This is a genomic window from Streptomyces sp. NBC_01717 (genome assembly GCF_036248255.1).
In the GTDB taxonomy this organism is placed as follows: Bacteria; Actinomycetota; Actinomycetes; order Streptomycetales; family Streptomycetaceae; genus Streptomyces.
This window is the reverse complement of sequence record NZ_CP109178.1, coordinates 9,263,667-9,280,977: the sequence shown is the minus strand read 5'-3', so window position 1 is coordinate 9,280,977 and position 17,311 is coordinate 9,263,667. Positions and strand designations below refer to the sequence as shown.

Genomic DNA, 17,311 nt, shown 5'->3' with positions numbered 1-17,311 from the left:
TCAACAACGCCCGAGAGGTCGCTTTTCTCCCCGTTGTCTGTCCCTGGAATCGGCTTTCGTTCGTTGGTGTCGGGTCGCGCCAGGAGTTGGTTGCTTCGCGTGTGCGGCGACGAGCCATGAGTTCGGTCAAGTTCATCCGTGATGGATGGCGGTAGATAGCCGCATCCACCAAGCGAACTGGCAGACCTTCAGGGCGCTTCACACACATGCGAGACACGCTGCTGCTGGCTCAAGTTAACGGCCGTTGACCTTCTTCCCGCCGTCGAAGCCCCTTGTGGCGGCCGGCACCGACGCGGCCCCTTTCACCGACTGCACGTCGATGATGCCGGCGGTCGGCTCCGGATCACGTCTGGCCGCCACGCGGACCAGTCGCGCAGCCGGTCATGCAACTCGCCGACCAAGCCCTGGTCCCGCCAGCACATACGCGACGCGATCGTTGTCAAGTTCGGTGCGGACGTCTGCGACGCCTGCCCCCTTCCGCGTCCGCTGCCCCTTCTCTGCCCGCGGACGCCGCCAGCTGACCCTCTATCCCAAAGAACCCCCATGGACCCCTGGCCACTGCCGCGCCGAGCAGGAACGAGTCCTGGAAGGAGAAAGTACAAGCTCCGGGCCGGAGTAGAGGAAACGATCAACCAGGCGATCACCGTCACGGGCATACGCCATGCCCGCTACCGCGGGCAAGCCGGCAAGCCCAAAGTCCGCCCCCAACACGCCTTCTCTGCCCTGGCCATCAACCTCATCAAACTCGACGCCTGATGGAGTGACCGCCGGCAGTCGTGGGCGGTGAAGTGCACCCGTGAAAAGGTGAGTACCGCTGTTCTTGCGCTGGCTGGACCAGCTGGCTCTGACCTTGCCCTCGGGACAGACAGCTTTCTTGGCCTGCCAGTCGATCGTGGACGCCCCTTGTGTGAAGTGCTCGCCCTCGTAGGTCTTGTGGCAGGTGTCCAACCGCACCGAGCAGCTCGATTCCGTCACGTCGCGCGCCGCCGCGATGTACGCACCGGTGACATACCGGAATCGGGACCTGGGTGAGCAGGTGGGGTCGTCCGGCTCGCAGGTATGGCTCAGATGGGCCTTGTAGCCGCACCAGCCTGAGCCGCGCTTGGTCCCGTAGCGGGCGTCGGGATCGTAGGTCGGGGAGAGCCAGCGTCTGCCCGGCGGGAGGTCCTTGCCCTCCGGTCAGCGCGCCCCCTGCTGCCGCGGTGGGGTATCAGGTGAAATGGCGCGGCGGGTGCCGGGGTTCACATCCCCTGGCACCCGCCGCGGTAAAGTCAGACCGTGGCGTTACTGATCATTGGCTCCGTGGTGCAGGTAGGCGCGGTCCACGGTCTGCTGAACGCTGTTACCGGCGGCGTCCGTGGCGGTGACGCGCAGCGTCACGTACGCGTCGCCGTGCAGGCGGGACGGCCGCTCGACGGTGGCGGTGAACTGCCCACCGCCCTTCCTGGCAGTGCGGGCCGTGGTCCAGGTCTTGCCGTCGTCGTAGGACGTCTCGACCTTCAGTGTCACCCCGCGCGGTGCGGCCATGCCGTCCTGCATGCGGACGCTCAGGCCGAGGTTGTGCCTGTGCGCAGAGCCGACCGCGTTCTGCGCGTCGACCGGTGCGGCGTAGTCGACCTGGAGCAGCGGCAGCTTCTCCGGGGCGGCTGTGGTGTCCGAGCGGAACGTCCACGAGGTGCTGGTGTTGGTGCCGAAGTGCCAGTCGTCCGAGACGCGGGCGGTCGTCATGTCCAGCCGGTATGCGGCGTTGCCCGCGGGGACCTCGAAGTTGCCCCACGCGCCGTTGTCGGACGCGGCGATCTGCTGCCCGTTGCGGTAGAGCACCGCCGTGTTCGTGTCGCCGGCTCCGTCGAAGGTTTTCTCCGCGAACGACCAGTGGTCGGTGCCGGAGTCGTTGAACTCCGGCACATACACCGACAGGGTGTTGCCGTTGCGTACCGACGGCAGGTGCCCACCGCGCGGGATCGAGGGGCGGACCACTGCTCCGAACCAGCGTTCCGTGGCGTGCCAGCCGGACTGGTAGGTGTGTGCCTTGTCGTGCATGCCGCTTGACAGCGGATTTCCGAAGGTATCGACGGCGACGTATTGCACGGCGTGCTGCCACTGCGTGTCGTCCCCGGCGTTCACGTACTCCACGCGTTCCTGTCCCACCGGAACGTAGCGGCTCGTCTGGCCGATCGCGGTGTTCTGGTAGGGACGCCACGCGAAACGCTGCTCGCTCGCCCATTGCGAGGCACCCGTGCGGCTGTAGGTGGCGCGGACCTCTGCGCTGTTGCGCTGCGAGAAGGTGAGGGTCTTAGGGATGAAGCCCTTCGAGACCTGCATGACGTCGTACATGTAGGGGCTGCGGACCGTGCCGGAGAATTCCACCGTCGTGGTCCCCTTTGCCATGCGCTTCAGCAGGGCCGTCCCGTCGGCCCAGGAGAACCGCATCACGGGCAGGGCCAACCGGACACCGTTTGGCAGCCATTCGGCCTGGACGCTGTGACCCTTTTGCCACACCACCAGCAGCGCCTTGGCGCCCGCGGCCGCGGCAGTCTGCGCGAGCGCACGACCGTCGTAGCCGCCGGAGTCGTCGTCGTACCGGACGACGGCCAGTTTGCCGCGCGCGCCGCGGAAGTCGGGCGCCTGTGCCGTGCCGGCGGCCACGGCGGTCAGCCGCGCGCCCTGGTCCCCGAAGACCGGGGAGAAACTCTCGTAGTAGGGCGTGACCTGGGAGACGCCGGAGAACTTCGCCCGCAGTTGGGGGGCCTTCAGCTGCGCGCGTACGGTGAACTCGAAGGCGCCGTCGGTGACCGGGGCAGTGGGGTTGGTGTAGAACCGATCACTAAACCAGAGCGAGATGCCCTCGAGCCGTTCCTGACCGTCGATCTGACGGTAGTACATGGGGATGAACTGGCCGTACCGCTCGGCGGGGCGAGGCGTGTGGATCTTCACCTCGGTGGCCTCGGCGGCGTTCAGCGTCACCGTCGTGTCTTTGGTGATCTTCACCTCGGGGACAACGACATTGCCTACGTCGCCGACGCCGTCATCGGCGGCTTCGTTGAAACTGGTGCTGACGTAGTACGTGCCCTCTTCCACGACGGCGACCCCCGCGTCGAGGTCCGTGTAGCCCTCGACACCGTCGGGACCCCAGATGGTCGGCAGCCAACCCGGCACGACCTTGCCGTCGCGGTCGCGGTAGACCACGGTCAGCCGGTGCTGCGGGGCGTGCACCACGAGGGAGACGGTGGTGTGGGCGACCACCACGCCGTCGGCGGACTTCGCAGTGAGGTAGCCGTAGTACTTGCCGCGGACGGCGTTCTTCGCGTCGGTGCGCAGCGGCACCTCGGCCGTGGCGCCGGGGCCCACCTGCACGGTGCCGGAGCCGACGCCAACCACCCCACCGGCCAGCGCACGGCCGGTCTCGGTGGCCAGGTTGACGGCCAGGGAGAGCGTCACCGGCTTGTCGCCGGTGTTGGTGTAGCGGACGGTGGCCGCCTGCCGCGCTCCCTGCGTGTCGCCGATGTGGAGCGGGGCCAGGGTGACGGAGCCGGTGGCGGTAACCGGGCCCATGGCGGTGGCCAGGTCGATGCGGCCGCCGCCCTGCTCGGTCACCTTGGTACCGGAAACCGTCCGGGAAGTGCTGATCAGCGCGTCCTTGAGCTGCTGGGCGCCCCAGTCGGGGTGCTGCTGGGCCAGTAGCGCGGCAGCGCCGGCGACATGCGGGGTGGCCATGGACGTCCCGGACAGCGAGACGTAGTTGGCATCGACCGGGTCGCCCAAGGTGGTACCGGACGCGCGGGCGGCGACGATGCCAACGCCGGGGGCGGTCACGTCGGGCTTGACCGCCCCGTCACCGAAGCGCGGGCCACGGCTGGAGAAGGGGGCGAGGGAGTCGTCACGGTCGACGGCCCCCACGGTCAGCGCTGCGTCGGCCGCGCCAGGCGTTCCGACAGTGGACTGGCCCGGGCCCGAGTTGCCCGCCGCGACAACGAAGAGCGTGCCGGTGGACGCGGTCAGGGTGTTGAGGGCCTGACTCATCGGGTCGGTGCCGTCGGTCTGCTCGTTCGCACCGAGGCTCATGTTGACGACCTTGGCGTGCTCGTCGGCCGCCCACTCCATGCCGTCGATGATGCCCGACTCGCTGCCGTATCCGTTGTCGTCGAGCACCTTGCCGATCAGCAGGTCGGCGTGGGGGGCGACACCGCGGCGGGTCCCGCCGGAGGCGGCGCCGGTGCCGCCGACGATCGAGGCGACGTGCGTGCCGTGGCCGAAGTGGTCGTCGGTGTTCCCGCTGCCGGAGAAGTCCTTGGCCTCTGTGATACGCCCGGCCAGGTCCGGGTGGTTCGCGTCGACACCGGTGTCGAGCACGGCAACCTTGACGCCCTGGCCTTCGTAGCCGGCCTTCCAGGCGGTGGGGGCGTTGATCTGCGCGGTGCTGCGGTCCAGCACGGCCTTCACCTTGCCGTCCAGCGAGATGCGCGGGGTGACCGCGGCACGGGCGGCGTCCGACTTTCCGCCGGGGTTCAGCGTCTTCCAGAAGGCGGCCAGGTCGTGGTCGGCGACCCGCAGCGACCGCGCGTGGATGCTCTCCAGGCTGCGGGAGGGCGTCGCGGCCCTATTGAACGTCACCAGCCGGTCGGCGGTGGCCGCGGCGGCCTTCGCCGCCTGTGAGCTGACCCTGGCACCGACCTGTGACGGCTCCGAGGAGACGATCAGCGGAAGCGCGGAGGTGTGGGCCTCGTCGTAGCCGGCGGCGATCAGGGCCGTCACATCGAAGAGGCGGCGGTCCAGGGTGCCGGCGGACACCAACGGCTCGGCGTCGAACGGCAGCACGGTCAGCGACTTATCGTCCTCCTCCAGCGTGCGGAAGGGGATGTGCTTGCGCCCGGGTCCGGGCTGCACCGACGCGGTGTGCCGTCCGCCGGGCAACGACGTCACGGTCACCCGGTCACCGGTCACCAGACGCACGGTCGCGGAGCGAGCCCCCGGCACGGCGGCGGTACGAGTCGCGGTCCCGGTGGCCTTCGTCTGCGACGACGCGGCGACGGTCGGCACGCCTCCGGCGGCCAGCATCAACCCTGTCGATATCGCCGCCGTCAAGCGGATCCAGGTCATCAGAGAAACACCTTTCGTTCAAAGGGGCAGTGCTCGCCCGAAAGAATCGACTGATAAAGCCGCACTTGTCACTGACCTCACGTGTCACAACTGCGACATGTCGCAACGACGACGCTCGCCGAAGGCGTGTCGCCAGGGCGACACGCGCCCTCCGCGCACCGCTGGACGGTCAACACGACATGCGCGGGAGGGACGTTCACGGCGCTCGTCCTGCCGCCAGTGGCGTCCTGCGCGAAGTGTGGCGCGTACTCAGGTAGGCCCTGGCCGCGAGCGCTCGTTGTGAGGGCCAGGGGTTTACAACGGTGCATACAAGCGTGCGGCCGGAGATGGTCTCCGAGCCCCACGCTTGGTTGCTGACGCACGGGGGGATCGGCTGGCCCTGTCACCCATCAGGGCCATACCGCTCAGGGCTGGTCAGCTTCGGACTGGAGGCGGAAGGCGACGTCTGCTGCAGAACCGTCGCGGAGGCGGCCGGGGCCAGAAGTGCGGCACTGAGAGCGATGGCGCCGGCGGCAACGGCGAACTCACTGCGGCGGGTGAGTTGGGGGTTTCTCATTGCTTGCTCCGTACGGACTAGTGGCGTGCAGCAGCAAGTCCCGCAGCCTTGCGAGGAGTCTGCGGCGCCGTGGCAATAGCGGATGGGTGCCCCGGATACGACGACCCTGGGATGTGGACTAGGAGTCGGTGGCCTGTTTGATCAGGTCGACCGCGTCGGGCTTCGAGAGGTACACGGTGTGGCTGCCCGGGCTCTCGGCGACCGTTGCGCCGGCACGCTCGACCATCGCTCGCTGGGACGGCGGGGGGATCATGCGGTCGTCGGCGGCGACCCAGTACCAGCTGGGCTTGGTCCGTCACGCGGGCTCACTGACCGTCCCGTTGAGGGCTTCGAGGCCCCACGGGACCTGCGAGTCAGCCGTGAACTGCGCCTGCGGGAAGTCACCGGCGAGGGAGGCCTGGAACTGCTCGGTCCAGGAAGAGATAGTTCTCCTTGGGCGGAAGGATCGGCGGGACGAGCGCGCTGGGCGGCGGGTCGGCGATCAGCGCGGTCACCGACTCGCCCCTATCCGGGGCGAAGGCCGCGTTGTGGACTAGCGCGCCGACCTTGGGGTCCTGGCCGGCTTCGGAGATCACAACACCGCCGTAGGAGTGCCCCACCTGGGCAAACAGGCCATCCTGCTCCGCGACGACCTGCAGCGTCGCCGCCACGTCCCCGACGAGGGACTCGGTCGGCTTCTGCACGAGGTTGACGTTGTAACCGGCGCTCACGAAGCGCTCGTGGACGCCCTGCCAGCCGGATCCGTCCACGAATCCACCGTGCACAAGAACCACGTTCCGTACTGCATGTCGCGCTGTCATGATGATGTCCCCCATAGGGAATTCCCAGGTTCTTCGGACACATTCACCTTATGGATTCGTCGTCTCCGCGACTTCAGTCAGATGACTTAGACGCTGTCCAATATGGTGAGTTTGAGGAAGCGTTTGTAGCAGCAGAGGGCACCCCGCCGCCCCCAATGCCCCTGTCCGCGGTCTCCACCGCGGACAGGGGCCTTTTGGTCAGCCGCCCGCTGTCGCTACTTCAGGCCGAAGGCGCGGATTACGGTCTGGCTCACACTGTTCCCCTTCGTGTCCCGCGCCGTCGTTCGCAGGCTCGCGAAGCGGGCCCGGGACGGCGCGTCGAGCTGCGCCTTCCAGTCGCCGCCCGACTGCCGCAGCGTCGTCCGGTGCCACGTGGCACCGTCGTCGTACGACACTTCCAGCGTCACCGTGCGGATCTCGCCCGTGCCCGCCGCTCCCTTCAGGTGCGACGGGGCGACCGTCAGCCCGGTCCGCCGGTGCGCCTTGCCGGCCGGATTCGTGGCCACCGCGTAGTCGAGCTGGACCAGCGGCAGAGGCGTGAGAACTGTGTAGTCCGTGGTGCTGGAGGTGAACCCCCACTCGGTGCGGGTACGGGTCGAGTACGGCCGGTCCGGCAGGTTCCTTTTGCCCTCGACCACGATCCGGTAGGGCAGCGGGTCCGGTGACACGTTCTCGACGGTGACGATCCGCTCGTTGACGTCCTCGCCGAGCAGTTGGTCGCCCTGGTACAGCGAGATCTTCGAGGTGTCGCTGTCGGCCCAGACGACGCCGGCGTGGCCGCCGGCGTCTCCCCAGGCCGGTACGGCGGAAGTGCTGATGATGTCGCCGGCCCGGAAGGGGGCCTGCCAGCTGATGCCGTCGTTGAGCAGTCGCGGGCGCTGGATGGGTGAGAACCAGCTCTCGCCGGTGGTGCTGCGCGGCTTGTACGAGCGCGCCAGGCCTCTTTGGCCGAGGTCGCTCATGCCGGCGCCGGAGACCCAGCGGACGCCGGTGCCCGCCGTGACCCACGATGTCAGCGTGCCCTGGGTCGCGACCGGTGTGGAGTTGCTGAGCATGGGGCCGTTGAAGATGGCGGATATGTCATCGCGGTACTGGCGGGCCTCGCCCTGCTTGGTGTCGCGGAACGACTCGTCGATCCGGGCCAGTTCGCCGGGGCCGGGCCGGTAGGACGGGTCGCGGGGGATCGCTCCGTCGTGGTGGCGGACGAGGTCGTACAGGTAGCGCGGATGCGGGTGCGAGACCACCTTCAGCGTTGCCGTGCCGGGCTTGCGGATCCGGTTGAGCAGCCGTGCGCTGTCGTCGGTGCCGAGCGAGGCCACTGGCAGCGGGGCGGCGTCGGGCAGGTCGGCCCAGGGGTCAAACTTTCCGTAGCCGTCGTTCAGGATCAGCAGCTGCCTGGCGCCGGCCGTCGCCGCGGCCGCGGCCTGGTCGGGGGCGGGCACGGTGTCGCTGCGGCGGACGACCGCCACTTGGCCACGCACCTTCAGCTTGCGGAAGTCCGCGGCCGAGCCGTTGCCGGCCCACACAGCCCGGTAGGTTCCCGTGCCCTCGGGCAGCGGGCGGGACAAGCTCTGGATGACGACGTCGTCGTAGGTCTGCGAGCCGGAGGAGAACGTCAGCGGCGGCTGGACCTGCCGCCAGCGGGTCGCGAAGATGTACGAGCCCTTCGTCACCTTCGGCGTCGGGGTCACCCAGAGGCTGTCGTAGCGCCAGTACTCGGGCATGTAGCTGTCCATGAACGGGAACAGGTCGCCGTTGGTGCGGTACTGGTCGACCCTCATGAACTGGTTAGCGGTCGGCTGCGGGGTGTAGGCGGCCGCCTTGCGCAGGTTCGCGGCGTCGAAGCGGACGGTGCGGTCGGCGTCGAGGTCGATCTGCGGCGCGGAGAACATGGCGAAGCCCAGCGTGTGGGTGCCGTCGATCCCGGGAACGGCGGTGTTCATCCATGCCGAGTAGGTGCTCGGGGGCAGGCGCAGGGTCATGCGGCCCGAGGCATCGACCTCGTACATCTTGGGCGCGGTGTTGCGCTCGACGTCCTTCAGGACGAGGGTGCCGGGCAGGGCTGCCCCGTGCCGGTCCTTCGCCGTGACCGACAGCGTGACGCGGTGGCCCTCCTTGTTCACGCCAACCGGCGTGCGGGTGAGGACCGAGCCGTCGGCACCGGTGGCGGTGAGCCGACTGGAGTAGGCGCTGTTGTCCTCCGCCGCGTCGAGGTGAGTGATCACGCCGACGGCGGAGGTGCCGTGCGCGGGCACGGTCACCCGGGAGTCGGTGAGGGTGAACAGACCCTCGGGCAGCTGGTCCTGGCTCAGGGACAGGTCCACGGTGACCGGCTCGGACCCGGTGTTGGTGTAGCTGACGTCCTTGCGGACGGTCTGGCCCGGCGTGTACGGGTAGTGGACCTGGGCGAACGCGGACCCGGAGGCGAACAGCGTGGCCTTCACAGCGGCGGCGATATCGAGCCGGCCGCTGCCGGCCTCGAAGGGGCTGAACCGCTGGGTGCTCGCGGTGGTGCTGACCAGGGCGTCCTTGAGCTGCTGCCCCGTCCAGTCCGGGTGCTTGGCGGCCAGCAGGGCCGCCGCGCCCGCGACGTGCGGTGTCGCCATGGAGGTGCCGCTCATCGTCTGATAGGCACCCTCCCCCTCCGCCGCGTACTGCGAGCGGGCCGCCAGCACGTTCACACCCGGGGCTGTCAGATCGGGCTTGATGGCATTGTCGCCCACGCGGGGGCCACGGCTGGAGAACTCCGCCAGCTGATCCACGCCCTTCCCCGGGCCGTTCACCGCGCCGACCGTCAGCGCGGCGTCCGCCGCTCCCGGGGTGCTCACGCTGTACGGCGCGGGGCCGGAATTGCCGGCCGCGATGACGAACAGCGTTCCGGTCTCCTCGCTGAGTCGGTTCACCGCCTGGCTGAGCGGGTCGGTGCCGTCGGTGGGGCCGCCGCCCAGGCTCATGCTGACGACCTTGGCGTGCTGGTCCCGGGCGGCCCACTCCATGCCCGCCAGGATCCAGGAGTCCTGACCGCTGCCGTAGTTGTCCAGCACCTTGCCGATGTGCAGCCCGGCGCCCGGGGCGACGCCCTTCTCCTTGCCGGCGGACGCGGCTCCGGTGCCGGCCACGGTCGAGGCGACGTGGGTCCCGTGGCCCTGCCGGTCGGTGACGTCCTGCCCCGGCACGAAACTCTCGGTGGCCACGATGCGGTCGGCGAAGTCCGGGTGCGCGGCGTCGATCCCGGTGTCCAGCACCGCGACGTCCACAGCCTGCCCGGTGTTCCCGCCCGCCCAGACTTCGGGAGCCCCGATCTGCGCGGTGGTATCGGACAGCGTGGCCTTGACTTTCCCGTCCAGCCACACCTTCGCTATCCCACCCGACAGCGCCGCCGGCCCCGACCCAGCCGAGCGCGCCCCCGTGGACGCCGTCCTGGCACCCGTGAGGGAGGACCAGAAGCCCGCCGCCCGGGTGTGCTTGGCGGATATCGCAGCGCCCTGGATGCTGCTCAGGGCCAGGGTCTTGCTGGCGCCTTCGGGGGTCTTCATGGCCCGGGAGCGGGCCGCCGCGTCGGTGTAGGTGATGATCAGTGGCAGATGGTCGCTGCGCGCGTCGTCGTAGCCGTCCGCGAGCAGCTCGGTCACGTTGAACAGGTACTCGTCCAGTGCCCCGGACGCGATGAAGGGCAACGCCGCCTCGGGATACACGTAGATGTCGTCACCGACCGACATGACGTGAGCGCCACCGGTCCTGCCCTGCGGATCGGTTACCGACGTGACCGAGTGCTTGCCGCCGTTCACGGTCACCGTGACCTTGTCACCGGTGATCAGCGTGACGGTACGCACAATCGCAGGACCGGCGGCGGCAGTTGCGGTCGGGGATGGGGGCGTCGGAGTAACGTCGGCCGACGCCGCAGGAGCGGTGGCCGTCAGCACCACCAGCGCGGCGACGGCGGCTGTCAACCCGCGTCTGCGGGACGGAGGCATACGCAAGGGAACCTCATGAACTAGATGGGCAGAAGTCCTTGGCAGTCAGCCATCCGTTCGCATCACTGTAAAGTCAGCACTTTGACACTTCTGTGCCACGTCACCAAGTGGACATGGCGCAAGTCGGCGCAATGATCCTCAAGCAGGACATGCTGCAAGGCGCGAGGAGTTGTTCGGATTCCCAAGGATGCCGAAGCGTGCAAGCCGGCCGCCGCTGTCTTGCGCACGGCCTTCTTACCTTCGTCGACAGCCCGGCTGGACGCTGCGAGCAGGCATGACGCTCCGGATGTTCAGCCCGCATGCCAGCGGTCCGGCGTCCTGGCCCTGGGCTTCTCCTTCCGGTAGCCGGAGTGGTGCGTCTAATCGACCGAAGATGCTGCCCTCTGCGGCGGCGCGACGGCAGCAGATTGAGGGACCCCAACTGGAGGCACCCGACGACCCGGGCTCGTTCCTCCGGCCGCCACCCACGGCTTGTATTTTCCTGATCGATATCACACGGGCAAAGGCCAGAGGTGGAGAGCAATGATGGAAAACGACGCACCCTTGGAGTTGGTTGGACTCGATACAGAGGCGGAGGCTGTCTATCGCCATGTACTGGTGCGCAGTGGCGGGACCGTCGACAACATAGTGGCGGCATTCGGAGTGAGCTTCGAGCACGCATTGGCGTTGCTCGAACGTCTGCACCACTCCGGGCTGGTCAGCCGTAGATCCTCAGGGGCGTTCCTCACAGTGGATCCCCGTCACGCACTGCGGACACTGGTCGAGTCACGCGAGCGTCAGCTGGCCGCCGTGCGGGACGCGGCCGGGCCGCTGGGTGCGATCTTCGACGACGCCAGGCGGTCCAGTACGGCCGAACCCGCCACCAGGACCATCAGCGGTCCGGAGGCGGTCGGCGACTGCTACTACCGCTTGAAGCAAGCTGCCCGATCCGAGATCTGCGCCATGGACCGCCCTCCGTTCCTGCTGGCTCCCAATGGATCACTCGACGAGGCAGCGGTCCGGCGTGGAGTGCGAGTGCGTGTCGTCTACGCGGCTGCCAGCTTCGATGCTGAAAGCGGCTGGCAGGCGCTGGGCAGCCTCGTGTCGCGTGGGGAAGAAGCCAAGGTCGCGCCGGAGCTTCCCATTAAATTGGCGATGGCAGACCGGTCGGCAGCGATGGTGTCGCTGAGCTTGTCAGCCGACAGCAACGAGTGCCTCTACACCGAAGCACCCCCCTTGCTGAAAGCACTGACCGAACTCTTCGAGCATTACTGGACCACCGCGCCCTCACTGAGTGGGGGCCCCGACTCCGAGTCGTTGCCGTCACCAGGGCCGTCCACCCAAGGCGACCAGACCCGGAAACCCACTGACGAGGAGCGGAACCTGCTTGCGCTCTTTGCCGCTGGGGTCAAGGACGACGCCATTGCCCGCCAATTCGGGGTTTCGACACGCACGCTGCGGCGGCGGGTCCAAGACCTGTACGCAGAGCTGGGGACCACCAACCGGTTCGGCGCTGGTGTCGCGGCAGCTCGACGCAACTGGGTTTGAGCATCCTGGATCCGTTGGGACTATTCGGGATTTCCCACGAGCCGACGACTCCCTCCGCCCGGATCGCCCCCGGACCAGCCGCTCGCATCGAGCATCGGACAGGCTCATCGGGGCAGGCCATCCTGCAACGACTCCTCGGCCTGACCGCCTACGACAACGAAGCCTTGGAATCGATCATCTAGCGTCAGCGGCAGGACGGAATCGCGCGCAGACGGCCTCCGCGACCTCGTCGGGCAGCGCGGAGCGAGGCGATGGGCGCGCACCAACTCGGTGGCCAGCTGCCTCATCCCCCAGCGCAGCGAAGCGCCCGGCACGCAGGGTGGTCCGCGAAGCGAGTCCGCCCCGGCCATCTGCAACCACCGCACCGCGCCCTGCCAAAGATGGTGCTGCGCGGCCTTCGAACTCGCGCCGCTCCTGGCCGGTTTCCGCAACGGACACGTCAACCAGCAGCCGCCTCCCGTGAATGGTCAACCGGGCATTACCGTGGGGACACGAAGACCTCCGTGCGTGGTGGGGAGCCTAGCCACTTCCACCACACTGGAGGTCTTCGCCGTGATCAAGACCCACAGGTGTTAACAACGCTTGTGATCAATACACCTAAGGGCTGTCCCGTAATCCCTGGTGGATCAGCGCGCGGCGTCAGATGCGGTGCATCGCAAGGCGGAGGGGCGTCCTCATACTGGGCGTATTCGGACGTTCCGACAACGCGGCGAGGTGCCGTAGCTGTCGTCGCGCGCCCGCCGGGGGTTACGGGACAGCCCTTAGCTGGGTCGGTCCGCGCTACTCACGACGCGCGTTGAACAGAGCAATGCAGCGCTCACTCAACTTCGCTTCGAGTGGGGGAGTTCGGCGCGGGCTCGTTCAGCACGGGGGGGTGAACGAGCCCGCGAGTGAAGACCGTATCGGACCGGTGACGGCCGCATAGAGCACGATGCAAGGACTGATCAATCGGGAAGGAAAGACTTCCCGATTGATCATTTGGCTCTTGGTCGGCACGGTACGAGTCTCGCCGACTCCCAGCGGGGTACTTGCGTCGGCCAGGCTCCGCACCTCCCGGTGCGCGCCACTGCAACGTCGGAAAGCACGCCGAAGTGCCCTGCGGAACACGCCCGAAGAGCTCTCGGCTGACGCCTACCTGCGCCGTCATGCGGTGACGACCTCAACGTGCGAAACAGTCGGCGGCTCGAAGGCGGCCTTGGACAGCGCGCTGTCCAAGGCCGCCTTCATGTCCCGAGGAAGAGGAGAATCCCTCGGTCGACCCCGGGCGACGCGCCGGACCTTCCCCCGAAGCGGTGGCGATGTCCGCTGCCCCGGTCGCAAGAGGTCCCAGGACCCTGCGCTTCACGCCTCGGCGAAGTCATGTCCACGACCTCCGCCAAGTCCTGTGCCGTGCCATGCCATGCCACAACTTCTTGCACGAAGGCCTCCGCCGCCCGCCTCGTTGCGATGCGGTAGGTGCCCGTGGCCTGGCGTATCCCTCGCGGCGGCAGGCCACTCAGCGCCGGTGCCCGGGCACGGCGCTGCGCTGATGCGCTTCCTTGGCATCCGCCAGCCTTGGTTCGGTCTGCTCGGGCTAGCGCTTGCTCGGTCAGCAGGACGTGCTGCAGCTGGTCGGGTTGGACAGCTCCGCGATCTGCACTCGTTCATCGCCCCTCTTTCAGCGTGCATGTGGGCGGCCTCGAGGACGGCACGGGAAGCGTCGAGCAGGTCGGCGTCGTCCGGCCGGTGCAGCATCGCCTCGTGCAGCTGGCCCCACGCACCGGCACGCGTCCAGATCACGAACCTGCGGTGGGCCGTCGACTTCGATATCCCGAAACAGCGATTCCTGGACCGTGGTCTGGACGGGTTGTGTGACGAGCCCAGGCCGGGTGTCCCGCGGAAGATCACTGCTGCCGATGTCGAGCGGGTGATCGTCAAGACGCTGGAGGAGAAGCCGGCGAACGCCACGCACTGGTCGACCCGGTCGATGGCGGCGGCGACCGGTATGTCGCAGTCGGCGATCTCCCGGATCTGGCGGGCGTTCGCCCTGGCCCCGCACCGCTCGCAGACGTTCAAGCTGTCCACCGACCCTCGGTTCATCGACAAGGTCCGTGATGTCGTCGGCCTCTACCTCGACCCGCCGGAGAAGGCCCTGGTCCTGTGTGTGGACGAGAAGTCGCAGATTCAGGCCCTGGACCGGTCCCAGCCCATGCTTCCCATGATGCCCGGGGTGCCCGAACGCCGCAGTCACGACTACATCCGTGCCGGCACCACGACCCTGTTCGCCGCCTTGGAGGTGGCCACCGGCAAGGTCATCGGTTCCCTGCACCGCAGGCACCGGGCCGCCGAGTTCAAGAAGTTCCTGGCCAAGGTCGACAAGCAGGTGCCGGCCTCCCTCGACGTGCATCTGATCCTGGACAACTACGCGACGCACAAGACTCCGGCGATCAAGCAGTGGCTGGTGGCGCATCCCCGCTTTCATCTGCATTTCACACCGACAGGATCCTCGTGGCTGAACCTGGTGGAGCGTTGGTTCGGCGAGCTCACGCAGAAGAAGCTCCGCCGCGGTGTCCACCGCTCCGTCCAGGCCCTCGAACGCGACATCCGCGCCTGGCTCGCCGACTGGAACGACAACCCACGCCCCTTCGTCTGGACCAAGACAGCCGACGAGATCCTCGACAAAGTCGCCACCTACTGCCGACGAATCTCTGACTCAGGTCAGTAGGGCCCGCCAGGCAGATCCGCTCACCAGGACAGAGGCCGCGAACAGCATCTCATCAGGAGCGAGCGTCCTGGGTTCCACTCTTAGTTACCGGACAGCTCGCCGAGAGACGACTGCCGGGACCTCAGAACCTCCGGGACGTACACTCAGAGCAGGGCCACATTCCCTCCTCGGGCGTTATTGCGGCTAATCAGGCGCTGCAGTGCCGCCTCGGCGGGGCTGAGGCAAGGGATTCGATTCAATGACGGAAGCCACCAGCCACAGGCCATCAGAGACAGTCCGCCACACTGAAATACTTCAACAAACTCTATACACAGCCCTCCACGACGTCGTGGGAAAACTAGATGCAGTTATGGGCATCGTGTATCTGGCGGAACAACGTAGCCAAGGTTTGGGAACCGCAATGATTGCCGGGTCTCCGCCGGCAATCTTCTGGATGCCCGACCGCATGGACCTAGATGCACCCTATTCCTCCGCTGTCGCTTTCAGGACTCGCGAGTTCATAGTTGCGGAGGAACCGCACCCCACTTCAGACGACGAGTACTTTGTCGGACTGTTTCCCTATGCCATCGCGTCGGCGCCATTGACAGTGAATGATCACTGTTATGGCGTACTCAGCATCCTTCTCCCCACTTCCCGGCATGGCATGTGCAGTAATGAACAAATTGAGTGGCTGGAAGGACGTAACAATCAGCTAGCACACGCGCTTGCTCACCTTTCTTCACAAGGCATACCGGTGACTTCCAGTTTTCGTCCGGTGCTTGTTCCTATGTTTGGAGGTACGCCGCCCGAGAGTTCCCGAAATGCAAAGTGGGGACTCCCATATGCCCGCGGCTCAACCGGCCTCACCCTCATGTACCCGTTGCGCAGGCTGGCGATTGCACTGAATCGAGCGTTTACCGCAAAAGATGTATTTTGTGCTGCGAAAACATATATCCTTGATCCTTTTGGAGCCAAGGACATCACACTCAGTGCGGTCGCGGACGGTCGTATATGGGTCGTCGGGCACAGTGGAAAGTCTTCGGCAGTCATCAAGAGACTGCACGGCTCAAGTGTCAACGACAGCGATCCAACCGCAGACGCTCTTTATGGGCGACCCATCTTCTTCAGTGACAGCTCGCAGAGGAAAGACAGCTATCCGAACGCCCTGGAGGACGGCGGCGAATCCTGGGCCTACCTCCCCCTACGAGGTGGCAATTTTCGGCGAATAGGCGTATGCAACCTTATTTTCTCCGAAGAGCGCACATTCGCGGCAGAGGAACAGACAGTGCTGATGATGATGGCAGACTTGCTGGGATCCGCCCTGGAACGCGTCCGCCTGAGCCAGCGCGAACATGAGCTTTCCCGATGTCTCCAGAAGAGGCTCCTTCCACGCTTTCTTGCTGAGCTGCCGGAAGTGACTATCGCAGCACGCCACCTGTCCGCCACACCTGATTTTGGATCAGGCGGCGACTGGTACGACGTGATAACACTCCACGCTAACCAAATCGGACTCGTCGTTGGGGATGTGGAAGGGCACGGAGTCGAAAGTACCGTGGTCATGGGTCAGGTACGCACTGCGATTCTTGCATATGCGAGTGAAGGTCACAGCCCTTCGGAGATCTTGAAACGCACCAACGAAATTCTCCTCAGATTGGACACAGATCTTCTCGCAACCTGCTGCGTTCTCTATCTGAATGTTTCAAACGGCAAGGCTCAAGGCTGTCTGGCGGGCCATCCACCGCCTCTCGTCAAGAACACTGATCGAACGACCCAGCTGGTAACGGCGCATCCTGGGGTTCCACTAGGAGTTCAATCGGCGGCACTTTATCAGTCGTTTGATATTCAACTCAACTCCGGAGCCTTGCTTCTTCTCTATACTGACGGAATTGCCCGAAGGCACGATGACGTTGTCGCTAGCGCAACCGAACTACTTGGGTCTCTAGACGATGTCGATTCCAATCTTGAAGGGTACGCCGACAGACTGGCGGCCGCAGTTCCCGACCAACAACACCGACTCGATGATGTAGCTCTACTCGTGGCCCGCTATGAAGGTGTCTCGCCAGCCTCGCACCTACCTAGCAAACGCATGGAGATTCAGCGGCGAGACCTTCAAGGCGTGCGGGCATCACGGAAATTTGTGCGCGAGAGCTTGAAGGGCTGGGGCCTAGACACCCTGTCTGATGACCTCGAGCTTATTGTGTCCGAGCTCACCACTAATGCACTCATCCATGCGGACAGCGACGTGGAGCTGCGTCTCCGTCTACGAGCCGACCGAATCCAAATGGAGGTCTGTGATTCAGAGACTGCTCCTCCAATTCCCACGTTCTACGCAACCAAAGAGGAAGAGAGCGAGGCGGAAGGCGGCAGAGGTCTGTACATTGTAGATGCACTTACTTCGGCGTTCGGGAGTTCACCCAGCGGCAGAGGCAAGATCGTATGGCTGGAAATGTCAGCAAGCCGCGAGTTTCCTGCTGAGTAGTCGATGGCTGACAAGTTACTCCACAGAGCAGCTGGAGTCGGCGGCGCCGCATATTTACTTGCTTCCAGATGGCTACAGTAGTGCTGCGACCGCATTGTTCGCCGGCTGATGGTTGGGGAGGTTGGATGTACGTTGATGTCCGACCCGACTGCTGCAGGTGCAGTGGCCGAGCCTGTCCGTGTGCAGAAACTG

The 17,311-nt window shown here is 66.3% G+C and carries 9 protein-coding genes and 2 pseudogenes; 4 read left to right on the top strand and 7 right to left on the bottom strand.

The genetic code is table 11. From position 1 onward, the window contains the following. Positions 1–234 precede the first annotated feature (234 nt). Positions 235–360, bottom strand: a complete 126-nt coding sequence (locus OHB49_RS42000) for a hypothetical protein (RefSeq protein WP_443079704.1) — start codon at positions 358–360, stop codon at positions 235–237. Between the two features lie 183 nt (positions 361–543). Here OHB49_RS42000 and OHB49_RS41995 point away from each other — a divergent pair, with 183 nt between their 5' ends. Continuing rightward, the gene (locus OHB49_RS41995; protein WP_329166264.1) at positions 544–756 is read left to right on the top strand and encodes a transposase; all 213 of its coding nucleotides are present in this window, start codon (positions 544–546) and stop codon (positions 754–756) included. A 528-nt stretch (positions 757–1,284) separates the two neighbouring features. Here OHB49_RS41995 and OHB49_RS41990 read toward each other — a convergent pair. The 5 genes from OHB49_RS41990 to OHB49_RS41970 form a co-directional block, all read right to left on the bottom strand. After that, positions 1,285–5,100, bottom strand: coding sequence for a S8 family serine peptidase (locus tag OHB49_RS41990; protein ID WP_329166263.1), 3,816 nt, complete (start codon positions 5,098–5,100; stop codon positions 1,285–1,287). A 382-nt stretch (positions 5,101–5,482) separates the two neighbouring features. After that, positions 5,483–5,656, bottom strand: coding sequence for a hypothetical protein (locus OHB49_RS41985; protein ID WP_329166262.1), 174 nt, complete (start codon positions 5,654–5,656; stop codon positions 5,483–5,485). Between the two features lie 118 nt (positions 5,657–5,774). Then, on the bottom strand, positions 5,775–5,909 hold the full coding sequence (locus OHB49_RS41980; protein ID WP_329166261.1) for a hypothetical protein: 135 nt from the start codon (positions 5,907–5,909) through the stop codon (positions 5,775–5,777). Positions 5,910–6,036: 127 nt separating this feature from the next. Further along, a complete protein-coding gene (locus OHB49_RS41975; RefSeq protein WP_329166260.1) occupies positions 6,037–6,456 on the bottom strand; it encodes an esterase/lipase family protein in 420 nt (139 codons plus the stop codon). A gap of 215 nt (positions 6,457–6,671) precedes the next feature. Further along, entirely contained in the window at positions 6,672–10,289 is a 3,618-nt protein-coding gene (locus tag OHB49_RS41970) for a S8 family serine peptidase (protein WP_329166259.1), read from the bottom strand. A 663-nt stretch (positions 10,290–10,952) separates the two neighbouring features. On the opposite strand from OHB49_RS41970, the gene OHB49_RS41965 reads away from it, so the two are divergent. Further along, the gene (locus OHB49_RS41965) at positions 10,953–11,957 is read left to right on the top strand and encodes a LuxR family transcriptional regulator (RefSeq protein WP_329166258.1); all 1,005 of its coding nucleotides are present in this window, start codon (positions 10,953–10,955) and stop codon (positions 11,955–11,957) included. Positions 11,958–13,607: 1,650 nt separating this feature from the next. Here the strand turns inward: OHB49_RS41965 and OHB49_RS46000 are convergent. Further along, a pseudogene (locus OHB49_RS46000) lies at positions 13,608–13,775 on the bottom strand (IS5/IS1182 family transposase); the annotation flags it as partial. Between the two features lie 10 nt (positions 13,776–13,785). Between OHB49_RS46000 and OHB49_RS41960 the strand changes: the two are divergent. Then, positions 13,786–14,661, top strand: a pseudogene (locus tag OHB49_RS41960) (IS630 family transposase); the annotation flags it as partial. A gap of 238 nt (positions 14,662–14,899) precedes the next feature. Further along, the gene (locus OHB49_RS41955; protein WP_329166255.1) at positions 14,900–17,119 is read left to right on the top strand and encodes a SpoIIE family protein phosphatase; all 2,220 of its coding nucleotides are present in this window, start codon (positions 14,900–14,902) and stop codon (positions 17,117–17,119) included. Positions 17,120–17,311 lie beyond the last annotated feature (192 nt).